Below are 17,920 nucleotides of genomic sequence, written 5' to 3'. Positions count from 1 at the left end.
TGTGTCGGATGCCGTTCAAACCGTCAGGCTTTGCCAATCTTCGCCGCCTTGTCCTTATCCAGCCACCAAAGCGTCTCCACCGGGAAGGCATAGTCCGGTTTCGGCTCCTTGAAGCCGAACATGTCCCAGAACGCCACCCAGTGATTCGCGTTGAGATAGTTTGGAATCCAGTCGTGCCGCGCGCGCAAGACCCGATCGAGCGCGTGCATGGCAACGACCAGGCTTTGCCGGTCCTTGGCAACACCAACCGCGTCGATCAGTGCGTCGACGGCCGGGTCCGCGACGCCGGCGTAGTTCCGGGTGCCTGGCATCGCGGCACTGCGCGAATGGAAGAACTGTTCCATGTCGTCCTTCGTCGGCGTCGGTGAAAACTGAAACGCGACCACGACCAGGTCGAAATCGAACGCCGAAAGGCGCCGCTGATATTGCGGCGTGTCGACGATGCGGAAGGTGGCGTCTATGCCGATGGCGCGCATATTTTCGACGAAAGGCGAGAGGACGCGCGAAAACACCTCCTCGTCGGTCAGCAATTCCAGGGTCAGCGTTTCGCCCTTGTCGTTCTGGACAAAGGCGCCATTACGCTTCCAGCCGGCTTCGGCGAGCAGCCTTGACGCGGTGCCGAGCATCTTGCGGTCTCGGCCCGAACCGTCGGAGACCGGCTGCATCACCGCCTCGCCGAATGCTTCTTCAGGAACCTTGCCACGCAACGGCTCCATCAAGGCGAGTTCGGCGGCGGTCGGCTTGCCTTCGGCGCGATAATCGGAAAGTTCGAACAGCGATTGCGAGCGCTGGTAGAGACCGTAGAAGAAGTTCCGCTGCGTCCACTCGAAGTCGAAGCAGAAGCCGATCGCCTCGCGCACCTTGATGTCGTGAAAACGGTCGCGACGCTGATTGAGCGCCATGGCCTGCATGCGCGGCCGTTTCTCGGTCGGGAACTCGCGCTTGACGACCCTGCCTTCCTTGACGGCCGGAAAATCATAGTCGATCGCCCAGCTGCGCGAGACGGATTCCTCGCGAAAGAAGACGTCGCCTTTCTTGAGAGCCTCGAAATTGGCGCGGCGTTCGAGATAAAAATCGATGCGGATACGGTCGAAATTGTTCTGGCCGCGATTTACCGGCAAGTCCTTGCCCCAATAATCGGCGACGCGCTCATATTCGATGGTCTGGCCGGCAGCCACCTTGCCGACCCTGTAGGCGCCGGAGCCAAGCAACGGACGCATGCCGCCCTTGAACCCATTGGCCTCGATATCGGCCTTGGACAGGATCGGAAAGCCAATCAGCGAGAGGATGAGACGTTCGGTCTGTTTGCCGTCGAAAACCAGGCGCAGCGTCTGCTTGTCGTCGGCGATGGCATCAGCGAGATGCGCGAGCGGAATGGAGAAATCCGGAGCGCCGTCCGTCTTCAGAAGCTTGTAGCTGAAAGCGGCATCTTCCGCGGTGAGCGGCGAACCGTCGTGGAAACGCGCTTCGGGCCTGAGCTTGAAGGTGAAGGAATTGCGGTCAGGTGCAATCGTCACCGTCTCGGCGACCAGACTGTACGATGAATCGGGCTCGTCCAGCGCCGATGCCATGAGCGAATCGAAGCACAGTTCCATCCGGGGCGGCGCGTCGCCCTTGAGAATGAACGAATTCAGCGTGTTGAAGGTCTGCGGGTTCTGGTTGAACACCCAGCTGGACGGCGCGAAGTTGAACGTGCCGCCCTTCGGAGCGTCCGGGTTCACATAGTCGAAGTTCTTGAAACTGACCGCATATTTGAGGTCGCCGAAGGCAGAGAGCCCGTAAAGGGGTGTTTGTGTCGGGCTGGCGGCGAAGACCCGGCTCGGCAGAAGTGTCGCTGCGGCGGTCGCTGCGCCAAGCGCCAGCACTTCGCGGCGGGAAGGGCCCGCCATCAATTGAGGCCCTTGTATTTGGCGGCCAGCGCCTTTTCCTTATCGACGTCGATCCACCAGGAATCGAGATCCGGCCCGACATAGGTCGGCTGCTTGTCGGGAATGCCGAATTTGTTCCAGTAGGCCAGCCATACATTCGGGCGCGAAAACTGTGGCACCACGTAGAAATTCCACAACAGCACGCGGTCGAGCGCCCGGGTCGCGGCAACCTGATCTTCCCGGTTGGAAGCGAAGATAACGCGATCGACCAGCGCATCGACGACCGGATCCTTGATGCCGGAATAATTGCGCGAACCGGGCGAGTCGGCTGCCTTTGACGACCAGTAATCGCGCTGCTCGTTGCCGGGGGAGTCCGATTGCGGCAGCACCACGGTCGTCATGTCAAAGTCGAAATTGCGGACGCGGTTGACGTACTGGCTGCTGTCGACGAAGCGCAGCGTGGCGACGATGCCGATCTTGCGCAGCATGGCGACATAGGGATTGAGCGTCGCCTCGGCGCCTTGCCGGAAGTCGAGAATCTCGAAGGCGAAGGGCTGGCCGGTCTTGGTGTTGACCATCTTGCCGTCCTTGATCGCCCATCCTGCCTGGGCGAACAGGTCCACGGCGGCCTTCAACACCTTGCGCTCGGCCTGCGGCGTATCGAAGGCGGGGATCTTGAATTCGTCAGTAAAGAGCTTCGGCGAAAGCTTGTCCTTGTATTGATTGAGGATTTCCAGCTCCTTGCCCTGTGGCAGGCCGCTGGAGGCCAGCTCCTCGCTGCCGATGAAGTAGCTGGTGATGCGGGTGTTCAGCCCGAAGGACTGGGTGCGATTGATGGTGTCGAAATCGTAGAGATAAGACAGCGCCTGGCGCACGTGCCGATCCTGGAACAGCGGCCGGCGTGTGTTGATTCCGAAACCCTGCATGCGTTGCAGCGAGGTGGCCTTGAACTCCTTCTTGATGACGTCGCCGGCTTTCAGTGCCGGGAAGTCGTATTTTGTCATCCAGCCTCGGGCGCTGTTTTCAGCGTTGATGTCTTCCAGCCCGCCCTTGGTGAAGGCAAGCCAGGCAGCGCTGTCATCGAGAAAATAGACATAGCGCTTGGTGTCGAAATTCTCGCGGCCGATCTTCACCGGCAGTTTGGCTCCCCAGTAATCGGGAACCCGTTCCCAGACGATTTCGGCGCCGGCCTTGAAGCTTTTCACCCTGTAGGCAGCGGAGCCGAGCGGAATTTCCAGCGTCGGCTTGGTCACGTCGCGCTTGTTGCCCTTGGCGTCCGTGCCTTCCCACCAATGCTTCGGCAGGATGGCAAGGTCGCCCATGATCTTGGGCAGTTCGCGGTTGCCCTTCTGGTTGAAGCGGAATTCCACCTCGCGGTCGCCGACCGCCACCGCCTCGGTGACGTTGTCGAAATAGCGGTTGTACATCGGGCTGTTCGCCTTCAGCACGTTGAACGACCAGATTACGTCGTCGACGGTGATCGGCTTGCCGTCGTGCCATTTCGCGCGCGGATCGAGGCGGTAGGTGGCTGACGAATAGTCCGCCGGGTATTTGTAGGCTTCCGCGACCAGCGGATGGCTGACGCTGCCTTCGTCGATCGCCTGTTCCATCAGCGTGTCATAAAGCAGGCCGCCGCCGAACGCCGCGAAGCCAGCTGCCGGCGAGCCTTGAACGATGTAGGGATTGAAGCTGTCGAAGCTGCCCACGACGGTCGAATTCAGCGTGCCGCCTTTGGGCGCGTCAGGATTGACGAAGTCGTAGCGCTGGAAATTCTCGCCGTATTTCGATTCGCCGAGCAGCGAGGATGTGGTGCGCCATTCGTCGGCCGATGCCGCCTGGATGCCGATGACAAGGGCGGCACCCGCCGCCAGGAACTTCAAGGGCATACCGAGCCGGAAACGCTGCATTCGTGATCCTTCTGCCTATGGCTGGCGGTTCGTGCCGGCACTTTAGCTTATTCGCGGTCAGCCGAAACCGGCGGAGACCAGCTTCTTGCCCGCGAACAACAAAAAAGCCGGGGTGAACCCGGCTTTTTCGTGATCATTGCTAGGATAAATCCGTCACTGCGCGGGCTTTGCCTCGGCCGGCTTGGCATCCGCCGGGGCGGAAGCAGGCGTGGCTGCCGGCGCGGCACCGGCTTCCGGCAGCGCTGCCGGGCTGTCGGAAAGCGTGCGCAGATAGGCAAGCAGGTTACCGCGGTCCTCGTCCTTGGGCAGGCCGGCGAAGCCCATGGCGGTGCCCTTCACGAAGCCCTTCGGCGAAGTCAGGAAATGGTTGAGGTTCTCGAAGCTCCACTTGGTATCGCCACCCTTGGCGAAATCCTTCATGCCGGCCGAATAGGCGAAGCCTTCATGATGGGCAACCGGGCGGTTGACGATGTCCCACAGGTCCGGACCGACCTTGTTGGGGCCGCCCTTTTCGCCGCTGTGGCAGGCCTGGCACTTCTTGAAAACGGCGGCACCGGCGTCGGCAGTGCCCGCGGCCAGAAGCTCGGCGACCGGCTTGGCGGCCTTGACTTCCTTGGCGCCACCACCGGCTGCTTCGGGCTCAGCCGCCTCGATCGTGAAGCCGGGCTTCGCGGGCTTGGGTGCGGCGAACAGCGAGTCGGAGACGATACCGACCGAGAAGACCACGAACACGGTTCCCAGCAGGCCGGCCAGTATCTTGTTGACTTCGTTGGAATCCATGCACCCCAGCTCCCTTTTCCGGCGGACCGTTCCGTCCTTCCGGCCGTCGGTATCGAGACCCTCCCCGTCGAGGGGGCCAAATCGGGCGGAAACTAGGTCTTTTGCTATTCGGTTGCAACACCTATAAGGGCGCTTCCAGTGAGACCTTTTGCCACTTTCCGCCTTACCCATCCCAGTTCCGCGTCATCCATGTCCACCTTGATCCTGATTCCGGCCCGCATGGCCTCCACCCGTCTGCCGGGCAAGCCGCTGGCCGACATAGCCGGCAAGCCGATGATCGTTCATGTCGCGGCCCGCGCCGCCGAGGCGGGGCTCGGCCGTGTCGCGGTGGCGACCGACACCGAGGCGGTGGCACAGGCCGTTCGCGCCCATGGCTTCGAGGCGGTGATGACCCGCGCCGACCACCAGTCCGGCTCGGACCGCATCTTCGAGGCGCTGACCGCGCTTGATCCGAAAGGCGAGGTCGAGACGGTCGTCAACGTGCAGGGCGACCTGCCGACCATCGAGCCGGGCATCATCGGCGCTGCGTTGAAGCCATTCGAGGACAGCGCGGTCGACATCGCCACGCTTGGCGTCGAGATCACGCGCGCGGAAGAAAAGACCAACCCGAATGTGGTCAAGATCGTCGGCTCGCCTCTGTCCGGAACCCGGCTCAGGGCGCTCTATTTCACCCGCGCCACCGCCCCATGGGGGGAAGGCCCGCTCTATCACCACGTGGGGCTCTATGCCTATCGCCGCGCCGCGCTGGAGCGCTTTGTTGCGCTGAAACCGTCGGCGCTCGAGCAGCGCGAGAGCCTCGAGCAACTGCGCGCGCTGGAGGCCGGCATGCGCATCGACGCCGAAATCGTCCGCTCGGTCCCGCTTGGCGTCGATACGCCCGAGGATCTGGAACGCGCGCGCGAAATACTGTCACACTGAAGGTTGAAGCATGTCTCCTGCCCCCACCAACCGCATCTCTTTCCAGGGCGAACCGGGCGCCAATTCCGACACCGCCTGCCGCAACATGTTCCCGACGATGGAACCGCTGCCCTGCCCGACCTTCGAGGATGCGTTCAACGCGGTGGAAAGCGGCAAGGCCGATCTCGCCATGATCCCGATCGAGAACACCATCGCCGGGCGCGTCGCCGACATTCATCACCTTCTGCCGGAATCGAAACTGCACATCATCGGCGAATATTTCCTGCCGATCCATTTCCATCTGATGGTGCTGCCCGGCGTCCAGCGCGCCGAGATCAAGACCGTGCATAGCCATATCCATGCGCTTGGCCAGTGCCGCAAATACATCCGCAAGAATGGCTGGAAGCCGGTGGTGGCCGGCGATACCGCCGGCTCCGCCAAGCAGGTGGCGGCCATAAAGGACCGCACCATGGCGGCGCTGGCGCCACGGCTCGCCGCCTCCCTCTATGGGCTCGATATCCTGGAAGAGAATGTCGAGGATACCGATTCCAACGTCACGCGCTTCGTCGTGCTGACCAAGTCGAAGCAATGGGTGGAACGCCCCTCGCCCGACGCCAAGATGATGACGACCTTCATCTTCCGCGTGCGCAACGTGCCGGCCGCGCTCTACAAGGCCATGGGCGGTTTCGCCACCAACGGCGTCAACATGACCAAGCTGGAGAGCTATCAGCTGGGCGCCTTCACCGCGACGCTGTTCTACGCCGACATCGAGGGACATCCGGAGGACCCGGGCGTGAAGAACGCGCTGGAGGAGCTGCGCTTCTTCTCCAAGGAAGTGCGCATCCTCGGTGTCTACCCGGCCAGCGATTCGCGCGAGCAGTGGAAAGTGGCGGACTGAGGTCCTGCCACTAGGGCAGCACGGCTTCCGCTTCGATCTCGATCAGCCATTCCGGCAAGGACAGTCCGGTGACGATGATCCAGGACGAGGGTGGCGGATTGCTTGGGAAAGCGCGGCGTAGTGCTTCTGTGATCGGCCTCTGATCGTCCCGCGCCGCCTCGGCGATGTAGATGCGCAGCATCACCACATGCGAAAGATCGCCACCCGCCTGCTTCAGCAGATAGTCGATATTGTCGAGCGCTTTAACGGTTTGCGCGCCGATGCCGCCCTCGACGGTCTTTTCGTTCTCGTCGACGCCCACCTGGCCCGAAAGCAGCAGCCTGCGGCCTCCCTCCACCATCATCGCCTGGCTGAAACCATATTGAAGGCTGTCGAACAGCCCGTCGGGATTGATCGTGTGGCGTTGCGTCAAGGCAGGCTCCGGCTGGCAGGTCGATCGAGCGGCCGCGCTCGCGTGGCGGCGGAACCGTCATATCGGAGTGGTGGATGTGGATTTCCAGCCCGGCGGCTCGGTTCGATCATCCAAAACGATACCTGTCACGGGCAGGGCTCGAACGTCAGCTTCGTTGCGCCAGCTGCAATTCAGCCTTCGCTGTCTACCCAGGCCTTGATCAGGTGATGCGCGATGGCGCCGGGCGGCGGCGTCATCAGCCCGTCCGGATGCCTTCGCTCCAGCATCTGCCGCGTCTCCTCGCGCGAGAACCAGCGGCAATCCTCCAATTCGTTGAGATCGGGCTGGATGTCCTCGTTCAGCGCCTCGCCGAAACAGCCGATCATCAACGAATAGGGGAACGGCCAGGGCTGGCTTGCGTGGTAGACAACGCGGCCAAGCCGGATGCCGGCCTCTTCCAGCGTTTCGCGGCGCACGGCGGCTTCGATCGTCTCGCCGGGCTCGATGAAGCCCGCGAGCGAAGAATACATGCCGGGCGAAAAATGCGGGCCGCGGCCGAGCAGGCATCGTTCACGCGACACGGTCAGCATGATCGCCACCGGATCGGTACGGGGAAAATGGTCGGTGCCGCAGGCCGGGCAGTGGCGCCGGTAGCCGCCGGCACGCATTTCGGACGGGTTGCCGCATTTCGAGCAGAAGCGGTGGCTGGCGTTCCATGACAGGAGTGCAGCGCCCTGGGCGAGGGCGCCGAGCGCGGCCTCGTCGATGAGCCCCTGGATGTAGACGGAGCGATGGTCGATCGCCTTGATCGTTTCAGGCAGAGCTTCCGGAACCATCGCCGCCGGCGCCGCCAAGATGGGCGTTCCATCGGAAAAACCGAGCAGAATCGCATCGGCGAGCTGAGTCTCGACGCCCTGGCTCTCGGCCTGGTCGAACCAGGGATCGAAGGCGCCGTCCTTGAGCTTGAGATACAGTCGGCCGTCCCGCATCGGCAGGATGCGGGCGCGGGGGTCGGCCAGCGCAACCGTCACGCAATCGTCGGAACGGTGTTCGGACTGGCGGTCGATATGGTTGCCGGCAAAACCGACGAACTGGCTGGGCTCGCGCAATGGTGCGTCGAACAGGCGGAAGCTCATTGGGGAAACTCGGAGGTCAGGAGGTCGGGGGACTTTGTCCGCGATTTATAGCGCTGCCTTCACCTGTTCGGCAAACCGGTGAAGGTCGGACCGTTTGTAAGGCTCACGCAAGCCGTGGCCCCAGACCGGGCCCGGCCAGCCAGGGTCGCCCTCGTTGCGGGCGATGACATGGAGATGGAGCTGCCGGACGATGTTGCCGAGGGCGCCGGTGTTGATCTTGGTGCAGCCGGTCGCCCGCTTCAGCGCTTGCCCCACCATATTGGCTTCGAAGGTCAGCATCGCCTGGTCGAGCGGCGTCAGGTCATGCAATTCCTCGATGCCGTGCCGTTGTGGCACCAGGATGAGCCAGGGCCAGCGGCAGTCGTTCATGATGCGCAGTTCGCACAGGCCGAGCCACAACAATTGTTCGCTGTCTGCCTCCAACCGGGCATCCAGCGAAAATCCGGCCTTCAGGCCAGGCAGCATCGGCATTCCCCCAGAGGTTTGGAGGAAGGCTAAAACGGCGCAGAGCCCGCCGCAAGCACTTCCTTGCCCTGCCCCAATGATCTGTCATGGCACTCCACCCTTGCATTCCGCCGCCAAATTGCCGATATGGGGGTGGGAGGTTGGTGGTGGACGATCCACTCGCCAACCGGGTCAGGTCCGGAAGGAAGCAGCCCTAACGAGCCCGGAACGGGTCATTGTTCCAGCCTCCCGCCTTCTTCGCCCTTCTCCCGCGGTCCTTCTGTCGCTAACAATGACGACGCGCAGTTCAGCGGGTGAAACTCTTTTGCGGGAACAGGCTCCAGGGAGCATTGAGGGCGGATGAGCGAAGCCGGAAACAAATCCGCACCGGAAAAAGCCCCCGGCGGCTACCGTGTCCTGGCGCGCAAATACCGCCCGTCCAATTTTTCGGAACTGATCGGCCAGGAGCCGATGGTGCGGACGCTGACCAATGCGTTCTCCACCGGCCGTATCGCGCAGGCCTGGATGCTGACCGGCGTACGCGGCGTGGGAAAGACAACCACCGCGCGTATTCTTGCGCGCGCCCTCAACTATAAAACGGCCGAAATAGACCGCCCCTCCGTCGATCTTTCCGTGCCGGGCGAACACTGCCACGCGATCATGGAAGGCCGCCATGTCGATGTCATCGAGATGGACGCCGCCTCCCACACCGGTATCGACGACATTCGCGACATCATCGACCGCGTGCGCTATGCGCCCGTCTCGGCCCGCTACAAGGTCTACATCATCGACGAGGTTCACATGTTGTCGACGCAGGCCTTCAATGGCCTGCTGAAGACGCTGGAAGAGCCGCCGCCGCATGTAAAATTCATCTTCGCCACCACCGAGATTCGCAAGGTGCCGATCACGGTTTTGTCGCGTTGCCAGCGTTTCGACCTGCGCCGCATCGATGCCGCCATGATCAAGGCCGACCTTCGGCGTATCGCCGGGCTCGAACAGATCGAGGTCGAGGACGACGCGCTCGCCATGGTCGCGCGCGCCGCCGAAGGCTCGATGCGCGATGCCCAGTCAATCTTCGATCAGGCGATTGCCCACAGCGCCGGCAATGTCACGGCGGAGGCGGTGCGCTCGATGCTCGGCCTTGCCGACAGGGCCCGTATCGTCGACCTGTTCGAACAGGTCATGAAGGGCGACGTCGCTTCGGCCCTGCAAGGCTTGCGGGCGCTCTACGATGTCGGCGCCGATCCGGCCGCCGTTCTCACCGATCTTGCGGAATTCAATCACCTGGTTACGCGCCTGCGCTTCGTGCCGGGCGCCGCGGACGATGCGGCGCTGAGCGAGGACGAGCGCGTGCGCGGCCTCGAGTTCTCGCAAACGCTCTCCGTGCGCGTGCTGTCGCGCAGCTGGCAGATGCTGCTCAAGGGCATTCCGGAGGTGCAGAACTCCAACCGCCCGGTGAGTGCCGCCGAAATGGTGCTGATCAGGCTTGCCCATGCCGCCGATCTGCCAACGCTCGACGAGGCCTTGAAATCGCTGGAAGCCGGCCTGCCGCTATCGTCCGCGACGGCGCGTGCCAATGGCAGCCCAACTCCCAACGGTGGCGGCAATACAGCCTCCGCTGCTGCAATGGCGTCGACGCGCATGCCGGTTACGTCCGGCGGTGGCCAGACCATGCGGCTCGTCGAGCCTGTCGCCGCGCCGGCCTTTGTGCCCGCACCGGAACCGGTGCAGGAACAGCAGACTGTGTCGGTCAAATCGCTGGCCGACATCGTCTCCCTCGCCGATCAAAACCGCGACATCGCTTTCAAGGTGCTGGTCAAGCGTTATGTCAGGCCGGTGCGATTCGAGCTGGGCCGTATCGACGTGACGCTGACGCCCGACGCTCCGAAGATGTTGCTGAACGACATGACCTCGAAGCTGCGGGCCTGGACCGGCCGCAGCTGGCTGGTGTCGCTGTCGAAGGAAGAGGGCGGCCCGACCATGGCCGAAGCCGAATCCGCGCGGCGTGAAAGCGCCATCTCCGATGCGCGCGCCGATCCGGCCGTGGCAGCGATCCTCGCCCGGTTCCCCGGCGCAAAGATCATCGACGTGCGCATTCCCGATGCCCCCGGTGGCGACGACGCGGACGAAAATCTGCCGTCGGAACCCGTGGCCGACGACGATACCGATATTTGAGAAGGACAAGACGATGAAAGATCTGCTCGGCCTGATGGGCAAGGCAAAGGAAATGCAGGCCAAGTTCCAGACCATGCAGGAGGAGATCGCTGGTCTCGAAGCCACCGGTCAATCCGGTGGCGGTCTGGTCAGCATCACGCTGACCGGCAAGTTCGAGATGAAGGTTTTGAAAATCGATCCGTCGTTGTTGAAGGAAGGCGAGGCCGAAATTCTGGAAGACCTCGTGCTGGCAGCACACAACGACGCCAAGACGAAGGTCGAGCAGGTGATGCAGGAAAAGACCAAGGCTTTGACTGCCGGCCTGCCGCTACCGCCCGGTATGAAACTGCCGTTTTAAGCGGCAAGACAATATACCATAATAATAGCGAGAGAATTGGAACAGAAAATCTTCATCAATTCTCTCGTTCTCGCTTTATTACAGAGTGTAACAATTAGTCATACATTGGTATTAACCCTTCAGTAACAGCTGTGGCACGCCGGTAAAATCCACGAATTGTTCACTCTGTTTGCCAAAGTAAGCCTTTGGCCATCTTTTTGCCCGAAAGTGTCTCATTCTTGCCGCATATCCTGGGGACAAGGCGGCGCGAAAATGAGGGACGTTTGTTGATCGCCAAGCGATGGAAAAGACCGTTCGTTCTGGGAACGGTGGTTCTGGCGCCCCTTTTGTTGGCCGCCTGCAGCCAGACAACCGGTAGCCACGGCATGTCGGTGACCAAATTCACCGATTCGGTCGCGCCGAGCTCCAAGGTTCGCCCCTACCGTTATTCCGCCCGCGATAAGGAATGCCTGTCGCGCGCGATGTTCTTCGAATCGAACCGTTCCAGCCGCGATGGCATGGTCGCCGTCGGCACCGTGGTGATGAACCGCCTGCGGTCCGGCAAGCATGGCAACGACGTCTGCACGGTTGTCGGCGAGCGTGGCCAGTTCGCGCCCGGCGTGATGACGCGCCGCATGAATTCCCGTGCCATGCCGGACGTGCAGGCGGCGGCCGAGGCCGTGCTCAACGGTGAGCGCTCCACCAAGCTGAAGAACTCGATGTACTTCCACACGGCGGGGCTGAAGTTCCCTTACAACAATATGCATTATGTGCTGGTTGCCGGCGGCAACGCCTTCTACGAAAAGCGCGGCCGCAACTGGCAGCCGCTGCCGGACGAGAACCCGGTTGCCATCGCCATGGCGACGCCGGCGGCACCGGTCGTGTCGAGCACGTCGACAGCCACCGCCTTCGCGACGACCAAGGCGACAAAAGCTGCCGTGACCGCGCCCGTGGTGATGGCTTCGGCCGAGCCGGCGCCGTTGCCGGTGATCACCGCTTCGGCTGTGCCGAGCGAACGACCGGCTCCGATCATGGCCTCCGCTTCGATGGCTGAACCGCAGCCGGTGATGTCGTTCCAGTCGACGCCGGACAATACCGACGCCATCGGCGCGCTCATCATGAGCGAGAGCCGTCCGCTGCAATGATCGGCGCGCCGGCCTGACCGGCGTCTCCGTTCGGATGGCGGTTTCCGTCCGCATCGTTGCGGACGCGCGCGGCTTTCAGTTTCAAACCGGCTGGAAAAATCCTACATCGGTGCGATGTCCAAGCGAATCGCCGGTCCCGAGATCGAACGCCTGATCCAGCTTCTGGCCAAGGTGCCGGGACTTGGCCCGCGTTCGGCACGCCGCGCCGCGTTGCACCTTATCAAGAAGAAGGATCAGCTGCTGTCGCCGCTCGCTGGTGCCATGAGCGAGGCAGCGGAAAAGGTGCGCATCTGCTCGAATTGCGGCAATGTCGATACCGCAGACCCCTGCATGATCTGCACCGATCCGCGCCGCGACGATGCGACGTTGATCGTGGTCGAGGACGTCTCCGACCTTTGGGCGCTGGAACGGGCTTCGGCCATGAACGTCCGCTATCACGTGCTCGGCGGCACGCTCTCGCCCCTGGACGGCATCGGGCCGGACCAGCTGAACATCCGTTCGCTGGTCGACCGCGTTGCCGCCGGCGCGATCAAGGAGATCATTCTGGCCGTCAACGCCACCGTCGAAGGCCAGACCACGGCGCATTATCTCACCGACCAGCTCTCCGGCTTCGAGGTGAAGGTGACGCGGCTGGCGCATGGCGTGCCGGTGGGCGGCGAGCTCGACTATCTCGACGAGGGCACGCTGGCAGCAGCGCTGAAGTCGCGCACGGCATTTTGATGCAGGGTTTTCGGGGAAGGGTCGGATGCACAGTTTGAACCCTCGCTACCTGCCCATCTTCCTGGCAAGGTTTTTGCTGTTGCTCGGGGTCGTTGCCGGTTTGACGGCCCCCGCCTCCGCCGCGTCCGTCGACGACCAATTCCGCGCTTGGCTGCAGAACGATCTCTGGCCCGAGGCCAAGGCAAAGGGCATTTCGCAGGCCACCTTCAAGGCCGCCTTCGACGGCGTGAGGCCCAACCTCAAGCTGCCCGATCTCGTCCTGCCGGGCGAGAAACCGAAGACGCCGAAGAAGCAGCATCAGGCCGAATTCGGTTCGCCGGGCGCCTATTTCGCCGAAAAGATCGTTGGCGCGGTCTCAAGCGGCGGCCGTGCGCGCGCCGGCAAATATACCGCCACGCTCAGCCAGATCGAAAAGCGCTACGGTGTTCCGGCGCCGATATTGCTGGCAATCTGGGGTCGTGAAAGCGGCTTCGGCACTGCCAAGATGCCGTACGATGCCTTCGAAGTGCTCGGCACCAAGGCCTTTCTGGCGACACGCAAGGACATGTTCCGCGAGGAGCTGCTGGCGGCGCTGGAGATCGTGCAACGCGGGCTGGCGCCGGTTGGCGCCATGAAATCCTCTTGGGCCGGCGCGCTCGGCCAGCCGCAATTCATGCCGACGTCTTTCCTGAAACACGCGGTCGATTTCGACGGCGACGGCAAGACCGATATCTGGAACTCGGTGCCGGACATCCTCGCGTCCATCGCCAACTATCTGACCCAGTATGGCTGGGTGAAGGGGCGCGGCTGGGGCTATGAGGTGACGGTGCCTGAAAGCGTGTCGTGTTCGCTGGAAGGACCGGACCGCGGCAAGCCGATCGCGGAATGGGCCAAGCTCGGCATCAAGCGTGTCGGCGGCAAGGCGTTCCCGGCAAGCGAGCAGAAAGCCGAGGGCTTCCTGATGATGCCGGCCGGCCGCAATGGTCCGGCGTTCCTCGCCACGCCCAATTTCTACGTGTTGAAGGAATACAATACGTCCGACCTTTACGCGCTGTTCATTGGCCTCGCCGCCGACCGTATCGCTCAAGGCGATCATCGATTTTCGGCGGACTGGGGCGCGGTCGGCGGGCTCTATCGCTCGGATATCGCAGCCCTGCAGCGCGCGTTGGAGAAGAAGGGCTACGACGTCGGCAGCGCGGATGGGCTGCCCGGCTTCAAGACCCGGCGCTCGATCGGCGAGTGGCAGGCCAAGAACGGCCGCGCGGCCACCTGTTACCCTGACACAGCACTGGTGCAGGCGGTGAAGTAACGGCGCGTTTGCGCCGTCATGCCGCCTTCGACAGTTCGCGGTGCACGTCTGCCAGAATCTCGAACGACCGCACGCGTGCCGCATGGTCGAAGACCTGCGCCGTCACCATCAGTTCGTCCGCCCCGGTACGCTGGATGAAGGTCTCGACACCTTGCCGCACCGTTTCCGGCGAGCCGACGACCGCGCAGGAGAGCGCCTGGTTGAGCATGGTGCGCGCGACGGGGTCGAGATCGCGGTCATAGTTCTCGACCGGCGGCGGCAGTTTGCCCGGTCGGCCGCTGCGCAGATTGACGAAAGCCTGCTGTAGCGATGTGAACAACAGCCGCGCCTCGGCGTCGGTCGGGGCGGCGATGACGTTGAGGCCCAGCATCACACGCGGCTTGTCGAGTTGTTTCGACGGTTCGAACCGCGTCCGGTAAACCTCCAGTGCCTGGTCGAGTTCGGCCGGCGCGAAATGCGATGCAAAGGCGTAGGGCAGGCCGAGCATGGCGGCGAGTTGCGCCCCGTATAGGCTGGAGCCGAGGATCCAGACGGGCACATCCTCGCCTTCACCCGGCACGGCGCGGATGCGCTGGCCTTCTTCCGCAGCTTCGAAATAGGCCATCAGTTCGACGACGTCGCGGGGGAAACTGTCCACGCCGGCGTCGAGATTGCGGCGCAGGGCGCGTGCGGTCAGCATGTCCGTGCCCGGCGCGCGGCCCAGTCCAAGATCGATGCGGCCGGGATGAAGGGCAGCCAGCGTGCCGAATTGTTCGGCGATCACCAGCGGTGCATGGTTGGGCAGCATGATGCCGCCGGCGCCAACGCGAATGGTGTTGGTGCCGCCAGCGACATGGGCGATCACCACGGCGGTGGCCGCGCTGGCGATGCCGGGCATGTTGTGGTGTTCGGCCAGCCAGTAGCGCTTGTAATCCAGCCGTTCGGCATGGCGGGCCAGATCCAGCGTGTTGGCCAGCGACTGCGCGGCGCTGCCGCCTTCGATGATCGGCGACAGGTCGAGAACGGAAAGATCGGTCATGGGCAGGCCCCGCTGGATGGTGAAACCGCATATAGGGTGGGGCCGATGAGGCAGCAAACCGACTGATTATGCCAGCGCTAACGCATCGGCCCGAAAATCGGGTTCAATTTTCGAAAGCACGACGCGCAAATTCAAAAGTGTTGGAGTACCCTTTGCTCGTCCGAATGGCCGCGCGGCGCTCTAATATGTCGTTGCATTGCAACATAAGCGTTCTATTCATGGCTGGCATACCGTTTTGGCGCTTGATCTCTGGCTTTGCGCGCGTATGTAAGCGGCGCACATAGACTTCAGGGAACTGGACTTGGCTATCTACAGGGAAAAAGACATTTTCGAGCGGCGTAATGCCGCGAACGAGGCAAAGAAGGCGCTTCTGGAGCGCTTCAAGGCGAAACCCGCAGCAGACGACCCCGCGGTGTTGGCCCGTCAGGCCGAACGCAAGGCGATTCTCGAGGCGCGCGCCGTGCGCGAGGCTGAGAAGGCTCGGCTGAAGCAGGAACGCCTGGCACGCGAAGCGGCCGAGAAGGCTGCGCGTGAAGCGGCTGCCGAGGCTGCAAGGCTGGAAGCCGAAGAGAAGGCACGCGAGGAAGCTGCCTTGCGCGATGCCGAAGAGAACGAGCGCATTGCCCGCGTTTTGGCCGACGAGGCCGAACGCAAGGCTAAGCGCGACGCACGTTATGCCGCGCGCAAGTCGCGCGTTGGCCGTACGCCCCCGGGCTTCTCGGCGCGCTGATTGCCTTCATGAACAAAAAAGACCCCGCTTCACCTCATGTGGAGCGGGGCTTTTGCATTTGCCGTCTAGCGGTAGCTGGGCCGGATTGACGCCGGTCTTACTGTCTGTCGAGCCGCGCCGGGCCGAGCATGCCCGTGTCGAGGCCGAAATCGACGATGCGCCCGGGCAGCGGCTGCCCGCGAACGAGCGCCGCACAGGCTTCGCCCATGGCGGCGGATGTCTGGATGCCGTAGCCGCCTTGTGCGACCAGCCAGAACAGGCTGGGCACGGAAGGGTCGAAACCGCCGACAAGGTCTCCGTCGCTGACGAAGGAGCGCAGGCCTGCCCAGACGCGGCTGGGGCGGCCCACGGGAAGCGTGGTCAACTCCTCGATACGGTGGATGCCGAGGGCGATATCCTCCATTTCCGGCTGCACGTCCTGCGGTGGCATCGGATCGGCATTGGCCGGCGAGCCCAGCAGCATGCCGGCATCGGGCTTGATGTAGCAGCTCTCGTCGGCGCTGATGAACATCGGCCAGCGGGTCACGTCCAGCCCGGCCGGCGGCGCGAACACGAAAGCGGTGCGCCGGCGCGGCTCCAGCCCGACCCGTTTGGCGCCGAGCAGGGCGCCGACTTCGTCGCCCCACGCACCGGCGGCATTGATCACGATCGGCGCGATATAGTCCTTGCCCGAGGCGGTGATGCGCCAGTCGGCACCGATCCGTTCGGCAGCGGTCACTTCGGCATTGTTGACGACGGTGCCCCCGGCACGCTTGAACCCGCGCAGATAGCCCTGGTGCAGGGCGTGCACGTCGATGTCTTCGGCCATTGAATTATAGACCGCACCGACCGTGCTTTCGGGGCGCAATACAGGAATCCAGGCTTTTGCGCCCTCGAAATCGAGCCGCTCGCCGGAGAGGCCGATCGAGCGGGCCGCCTCCTGATGTTCTTCCAGTAGATGCTCCTGCTCGGCGGACGCCACGACCAGCATGCCGCGCGGCGTCAGGATCGGATGCTCCGTAAAGCCGGCGGGCGGCGTTTCGAGGAAGGCCCGGCTCGCCTTGGTCAGCGCGCAGACCTGGCGCGTACCATAGGTTTCGCTGAACAGCGCGGCCGAGCGGCCCGTCGAATGGTAACCGGGCTGGCTCTCGCGCTCGAGCATGACCGTTTTCAGATGCGGCGCCAGCCAGTAGCCGACGGACGCGCCGGCAATGCCGCCGCCGATGATCAGGACGTCGGTCTTGACTGGCTCCTGCCGGTGGCCGGTTTCTTGTGTGGTCATCGGATGTTTCCTGGCGTCGGCTTCATCTCGACGCGACGTTTTCCTATGCGCTAAGCATTTTCAAAATTTGAAAACGACGTCAAGCGCCGGCTCGGCGCATGAACCCGAAAATCGGCATCGATTTTCGGGTTCATGCGCCATCTCAAAGTGCTAGAGCGTCCTTTGCGCGCCCGAACGGACGCGCGGCGCTCTAATGATCCAGCATCTCGATCAGCGCCGACTGGAAGTCCGGCTGCGCGCTGGAGCACACGGCAAGCACCAGCCCGTCGGCTTCGCTGACCGCGAGATAGGCATGTCCCATGGTGCTGTCGATGTAGATGCTTTCGCCCTTCTCCAGCCGCACCGGCGCATAATGCTCGGTGTGCACCTCAATGGTGCCTTCGAGCACATAGAGGAATTCCTCGCCGGAATGTTTGATGAGCGGGCCGAATTCATCCAGCGAGCGGGTGGTGATGCGCGTCAGCACCGGCACCATGCGCTTTTTGGTGATGTCGGTGCTGAGGTAAAGATAATCGTAGTTCTGGGTTTTTTGCCGCAGCCCGTCGCCCTGCAGATTGACTGATCGCCGGGTCAGCGGGTGGCCGGGGATTTCCGGTTCGGCCACCAGTTCCGCCATCGACAGGCCAAGCCCTTCGCTGATCTGCAGCAGCTTGTCGTAGGACAACGACATCTGGTCGTTCTCGACCTTGGACAGCGTCGACACCGCCACGCCCGTCTTGTGGCTGACATCGCTGAGCTTCCAGCCATGTCTCTGGCGCAGCGCCTTCAGGTTCGATCCGAGTTTCGGGTGCTTGGCCATCGATCCCCAATCATTGGTCCAGTTCGCCGATACGACGATAGCCGTTGACAATATCGGCAACAAGGAAAATCATTTGTCGTATCGGAAAATGGAATTCCCTTTCGCTGGATTGGGACACGAAAATCTGCCGGAGGCAGCTTCGGAGAC

General features: G+C 62.9%; 17 protein-coding genes and 1 other RNA gene. 9 read left to right on the top strand and 9 right to left on the bottom strand.

Annotated features, from left to right (window positions below; translation table 11 throughout):
- Positions 1-23: 23 nt before the first annotated feature.
- From FZF13_RS09745 to FZF13_RS09735, 3 genes are all read right to left on the bottom strand, one after another.
- Entirely contained in the window at positions 24-1,889 is a 1,866-nt protein-coding gene (locus FZF13_RS09745; protein WP_024923358.1) for an extracellular solute-binding protein, read from the bottom strand.
- Positions 1,889-3,775, bottom strand: a complete 1,887-nt coding sequence (locus tag FZF13_RS09740) for an extracellular solute-binding protein (protein ID WP_024923359.1) — start codon at positions 3,773-3,775, stop codon at positions 1,889-1,891. Before FZF13_RS09740 ends, FZF13_RS09745 begins: the two co-directional genes overlap by 1 nt.
- 153 nt (positions 3,776-3,928) lie before the next feature.
- Positions 3,929-4,555 carry a c-type cytochrome gene (locus tag FZF13_RS09735; RefSeq protein ID WP_024923360.1) on the bottom strand — a complete coding sequence of 209 codons (627 nt, stop codon included), beginning with the start codon at positions 4,553-4,555 and terminating at the stop codon, positions 3,929-3,931.
- A 189-nt stretch (positions 4,556-4,744) separates the two neighbouring features.
- On the opposite strand from FZF13_RS09735, the gene FZF13_RS09730 reads away from it, so the two are divergent.
- On the top strand, positions 4,745-5,473 hold the full coding sequence (locus tag FZF13_RS09730) for a 3-deoxy-manno-octulosonate cytidylyltransferase (RefSeq protein ID WP_024923361.1): 729 nt from the start codon (positions 4,745-4,747) through the stop codon (positions 5,471-5,473).
- Between the two features lie 10 nt (positions 5,474-5,483).
- Entirely contained in the window at positions 5,484-6,350 is an 867-nt protein-coding gene (locus FZF13_RS09725) for a prephenate dehydratase (protein WP_024923362.1), read from the top strand.
- Positions 6,351-6,360: 10 nt separating this feature from the next.
- On the opposite strand, the gene FZF13_RS09720 is transcribed toward FZF13_RS09725, so the two are convergent.
- The 3 genes from FZF13_RS09720 to FZF13_RS09710 form a co-directional block, all read right to left on the bottom strand.
- Positions 6,361-6,762 carry a RidA family protein gene (locus FZF13_RS09720; RefSeq protein WP_024923363.1) on the bottom strand — a complete coding sequence of 134 codons (402 nt, stop codon included), beginning with the start codon at positions 6,760-6,762 and terminating at the stop codon, positions 6,361-6,363.
- A gap of 170 nt (positions 6,763-6,932) precedes the next feature.
- Complete coding sequence (gene nudC / locus FZF13_RS09715; RefSeq protein ID WP_024923364.1) at positions 6,933-7,877, bottom strand: NAD(+) diphosphatase; 945 nt, start codon at positions 7,875-7,877, stop codon at positions 6,933-6,935.
- A gap of 45 nt (positions 7,878-7,922) precedes the next feature.
- On the bottom strand, positions 7,923-8,342 hold the full coding sequence (locus FZF13_RS09710) for an HIT domain-containing protein (RefSeq protein ID WP_024923365.1): 420 nt from the start codon (positions 8,340-8,342) through the stop codon (positions 7,923-7,925).
- 135 nt (positions 8,343-8,477) lie between these two features.
- On the opposite strand from FZF13_RS09710, the gene ffs reads away from it, so the two are divergent.
- The 6 genes from ffs (at position 8,478) to FZF13_RS09680 (ending at position 13,965) form a co-directional block, all read left to right on the top strand.
- An RNA gene (gene ffs, locus FZF13_RS09705) (signal recognition particle sRNA small type) lies at positions 8,478-8,574 on the top strand.
- 107 nt (positions 8,575-8,681) lie between these two features.
- Positions 8,682-10,496 carry a DNA polymerase III subunit gamma/tau gene (locus FZF13_RS09700; RefSeq protein ID WP_024923366.1) on the top strand — a complete coding sequence of 605 codons (1,815 nt, stop codon included), beginning with the start codon at positions 8,682-8,684 and terminating at the stop codon, positions 10,494-10,496.
- A gap of 13 nt (positions 10,497-10,509) precedes the next feature.
- Positions 10,510-10,833: a YbaB/EbfC family nucleoid-associated protein gene (locus FZF13_RS09695; RefSeq protein ID WP_024923367.1), complete on the top strand. Its 324-nt coding sequence runs from the start codon at positions 10,510-10,512 to the stop codon at positions 10,831-10,833.
- A gap of 266 nt (positions 10,834-11,099) precedes the next feature.
- Entirely contained in the window at positions 11,100-11,957 is an 858-nt protein-coding gene (locus tag FZF13_RS09690) for a cell wall hydrolase (RefSeq protein ID WP_036255001.1), read from the top strand.
- A gap of 114 nt (positions 11,958-12,071) precedes the next feature.
- A complete protein-coding gene (gene recR / locus FZF13_RS09685) occupies positions 12,072-12,677 on the top strand; it encodes a recombination mediator RecR (protein ID WP_036254971.1) in 606 nt (201 codons plus the stop codon).
- 25 nt (positions 12,678-12,702) lie between these two features.
- Positions 12,703-13,965: a lytic murein transglycosylase gene (locus FZF13_RS09680; RefSeq protein WP_024923368.1), complete on the top strand. Its 1,263-nt coding sequence runs from the start codon at positions 12,703-12,705 to the stop codon at positions 13,963-13,965.
- Positions 13,966-13,981: 16 nt separating this feature from the next.
- Here FZF13_RS09680 and FZF13_RS09675 read toward each other — a convergent pair whose 3' ends face one another.
- The gene (locus FZF13_RS09675) at positions 13,982-14,983 is read right to left on the bottom strand and encodes an LLM class flavin-dependent oxidoreductase (protein WP_024923369.1); all 1,002 of its coding nucleotides are present in this window, start codon (positions 14,981-14,983) and stop codon (positions 13,982-13,984) included.
- 301 nt (positions 14,984-15,284) lie between these two features.
- On the opposite strand from FZF13_RS09675, the gene FZF13_RS09670 reads away from it, so the two are divergent.
- Entirely contained in the window at positions 15,285-15,713 is a 429-nt protein-coding gene (locus tag FZF13_RS09670) for a DUF6481 family protein (RefSeq protein ID WP_024923370.1), read from the top strand.
- Between the two features lie 97 nt (positions 15,714-15,810).
- Here the strand turns inward: FZF13_RS09670 and FZF13_RS09665 are convergent, their stop codons facing one another.
- A complete protein-coding gene (locus FZF13_RS09665; RefSeq protein WP_024923371.1) occupies positions 15,811-16,974 on the bottom strand; it encodes an NAD(P)/FAD-dependent oxidoreductase in 1,164 nt (387 codons plus the stop codon).
- 190 nt (positions 16,975-17,164) lie between these two features.
- Positions 17,165-17,773, bottom strand: coding sequence for a helix-turn-helix domain-containing protein (locus tag FZF13_RS09660; protein ID WP_024923372.1), 609 nt, complete (start codon positions 17,771-17,773; stop codon positions 17,165-17,167).
- Between the last annotated feature and the right edge of the window lie 147 nt (positions 17,774-17,920).

The organism is Mesorhizobium terrae (genome assembly GCF_008727715.1).
In the GTDB taxonomy this organism is placed as follows: Bacteria; Pseudomonadota; Alphaproteobacteria; order Rhizobiales; family Rhizobiaceae; genus Mesorhizobium; species Mesorhizobium terrae.
The sequence above is the reverse complement of the archived record's forward strand: the minus strand, read 5'-3'. Positions and strand labels throughout refer to the sequence as shown.

What these genes read in the sequence shown, in the direction of transcription:
- FZF13_RS09745 (WP_024923358.1), bottom strand. Translation starts at nt 1,889, where the DNA reads ATGGCGGGCCCTTCCCGCCGCGAAGTGCTGGCGCTTGGCGCAGCGACC.
- FZF13_RS09740 (WP_024923359.1), bottom strand. Translation starts at nt 3,775, where the DNA reads ATGCAGCGTTTCCGGCTCGGTATGCCCTTGAAGTTCCTGGCGGCGGGT.
- FZF13_RS09735 (WP_024923360.1), bottom strand. Translation starts at nt 4,555, where the DNA reads ATGGATTCCAACGAAGTCAACAAGATACTGGCCGGCCTGCTGGGAACC.
- FZF13_RS09730 (WP_024923361.1), top strand. Translation starts at nt 4,745, where the DNA reads ATGTCCACCTTGATCCTGATTCCGGCCCGCATGGCCTCCACCCGTCTG.
- FZF13_RS09725 (WP_024923362.1), top strand. Translation starts at nt 5,484, where the DNA reads ATGTCTCCTGCCCCCACCAACCGCATCTCTTTCCAGGGCGAACCGGGC.
- nudC (WP_024923364.1), bottom strand. Translation starts at nt 7,877, where the DNA reads ATGAGCTTCCGCCTGTTCGACGCACCATTGCGCGAGCCCAGCCAGTTC.
- FZF13_RS09710 (WP_024923365.1), bottom strand. Translation starts at nt 8,342, where the DNA reads ATGCTGCCTGGCCTGAAGGCCGGATTTTCGCTGGATGCCCGGTTGGAG.
- FZF13_RS09700 (WP_024923366.1), top strand. Translation starts at nt 8,682, where the DNA reads ATGAGCGAAGCCGGAAACAAATCCGCACCGGAAAAAGCCCCCGGCGGC.
- FZF13_RS09695 (WP_024923367.1), top strand. Translation starts at nt 10,510, where the DNA reads ATGAAAGATCTGCTCGGCCTGATGGGCAAGGCAAAGGAAATGCAGGCC.
- recR (WP_036254971.1), top strand. Translation starts at nt 12,072, where the DNA reads ATGTCCAAGCGAATCGCCGGTCCCGAGATCGAACGCCTGATCCAGCTT.
- FZF13_RS09680 (WP_024923368.1), top strand. Translation starts at nt 12,703, where the DNA reads ATGCACAGTTTGAACCCTCGCTACCTGCCCATCTTCCTGGCAAGGTTT.
- FZF13_RS09675 (WP_024923369.1), bottom strand. Translation starts at nt 14,983, where the DNA reads ATGACCGATCTTTCCGTTCTCGACCTGTCGCCGATCATCGAAGGCGGC.
- FZF13_RS09665 (WP_024923371.1), bottom strand. Translation starts at nt 16,974, where the DNA reads ATGACCACACAAGAAACCGGCCACCGGCAGGAGCCAGTCAAGACCGAC.
- FZF13_RS09660 (WP_024923372.1), bottom strand. Translation starts at nt 17,773, where the DNA reads ATGGCCAAGCACCCGAAACTCGGATCGAACCTGAAGGCGCTGCGCCAG.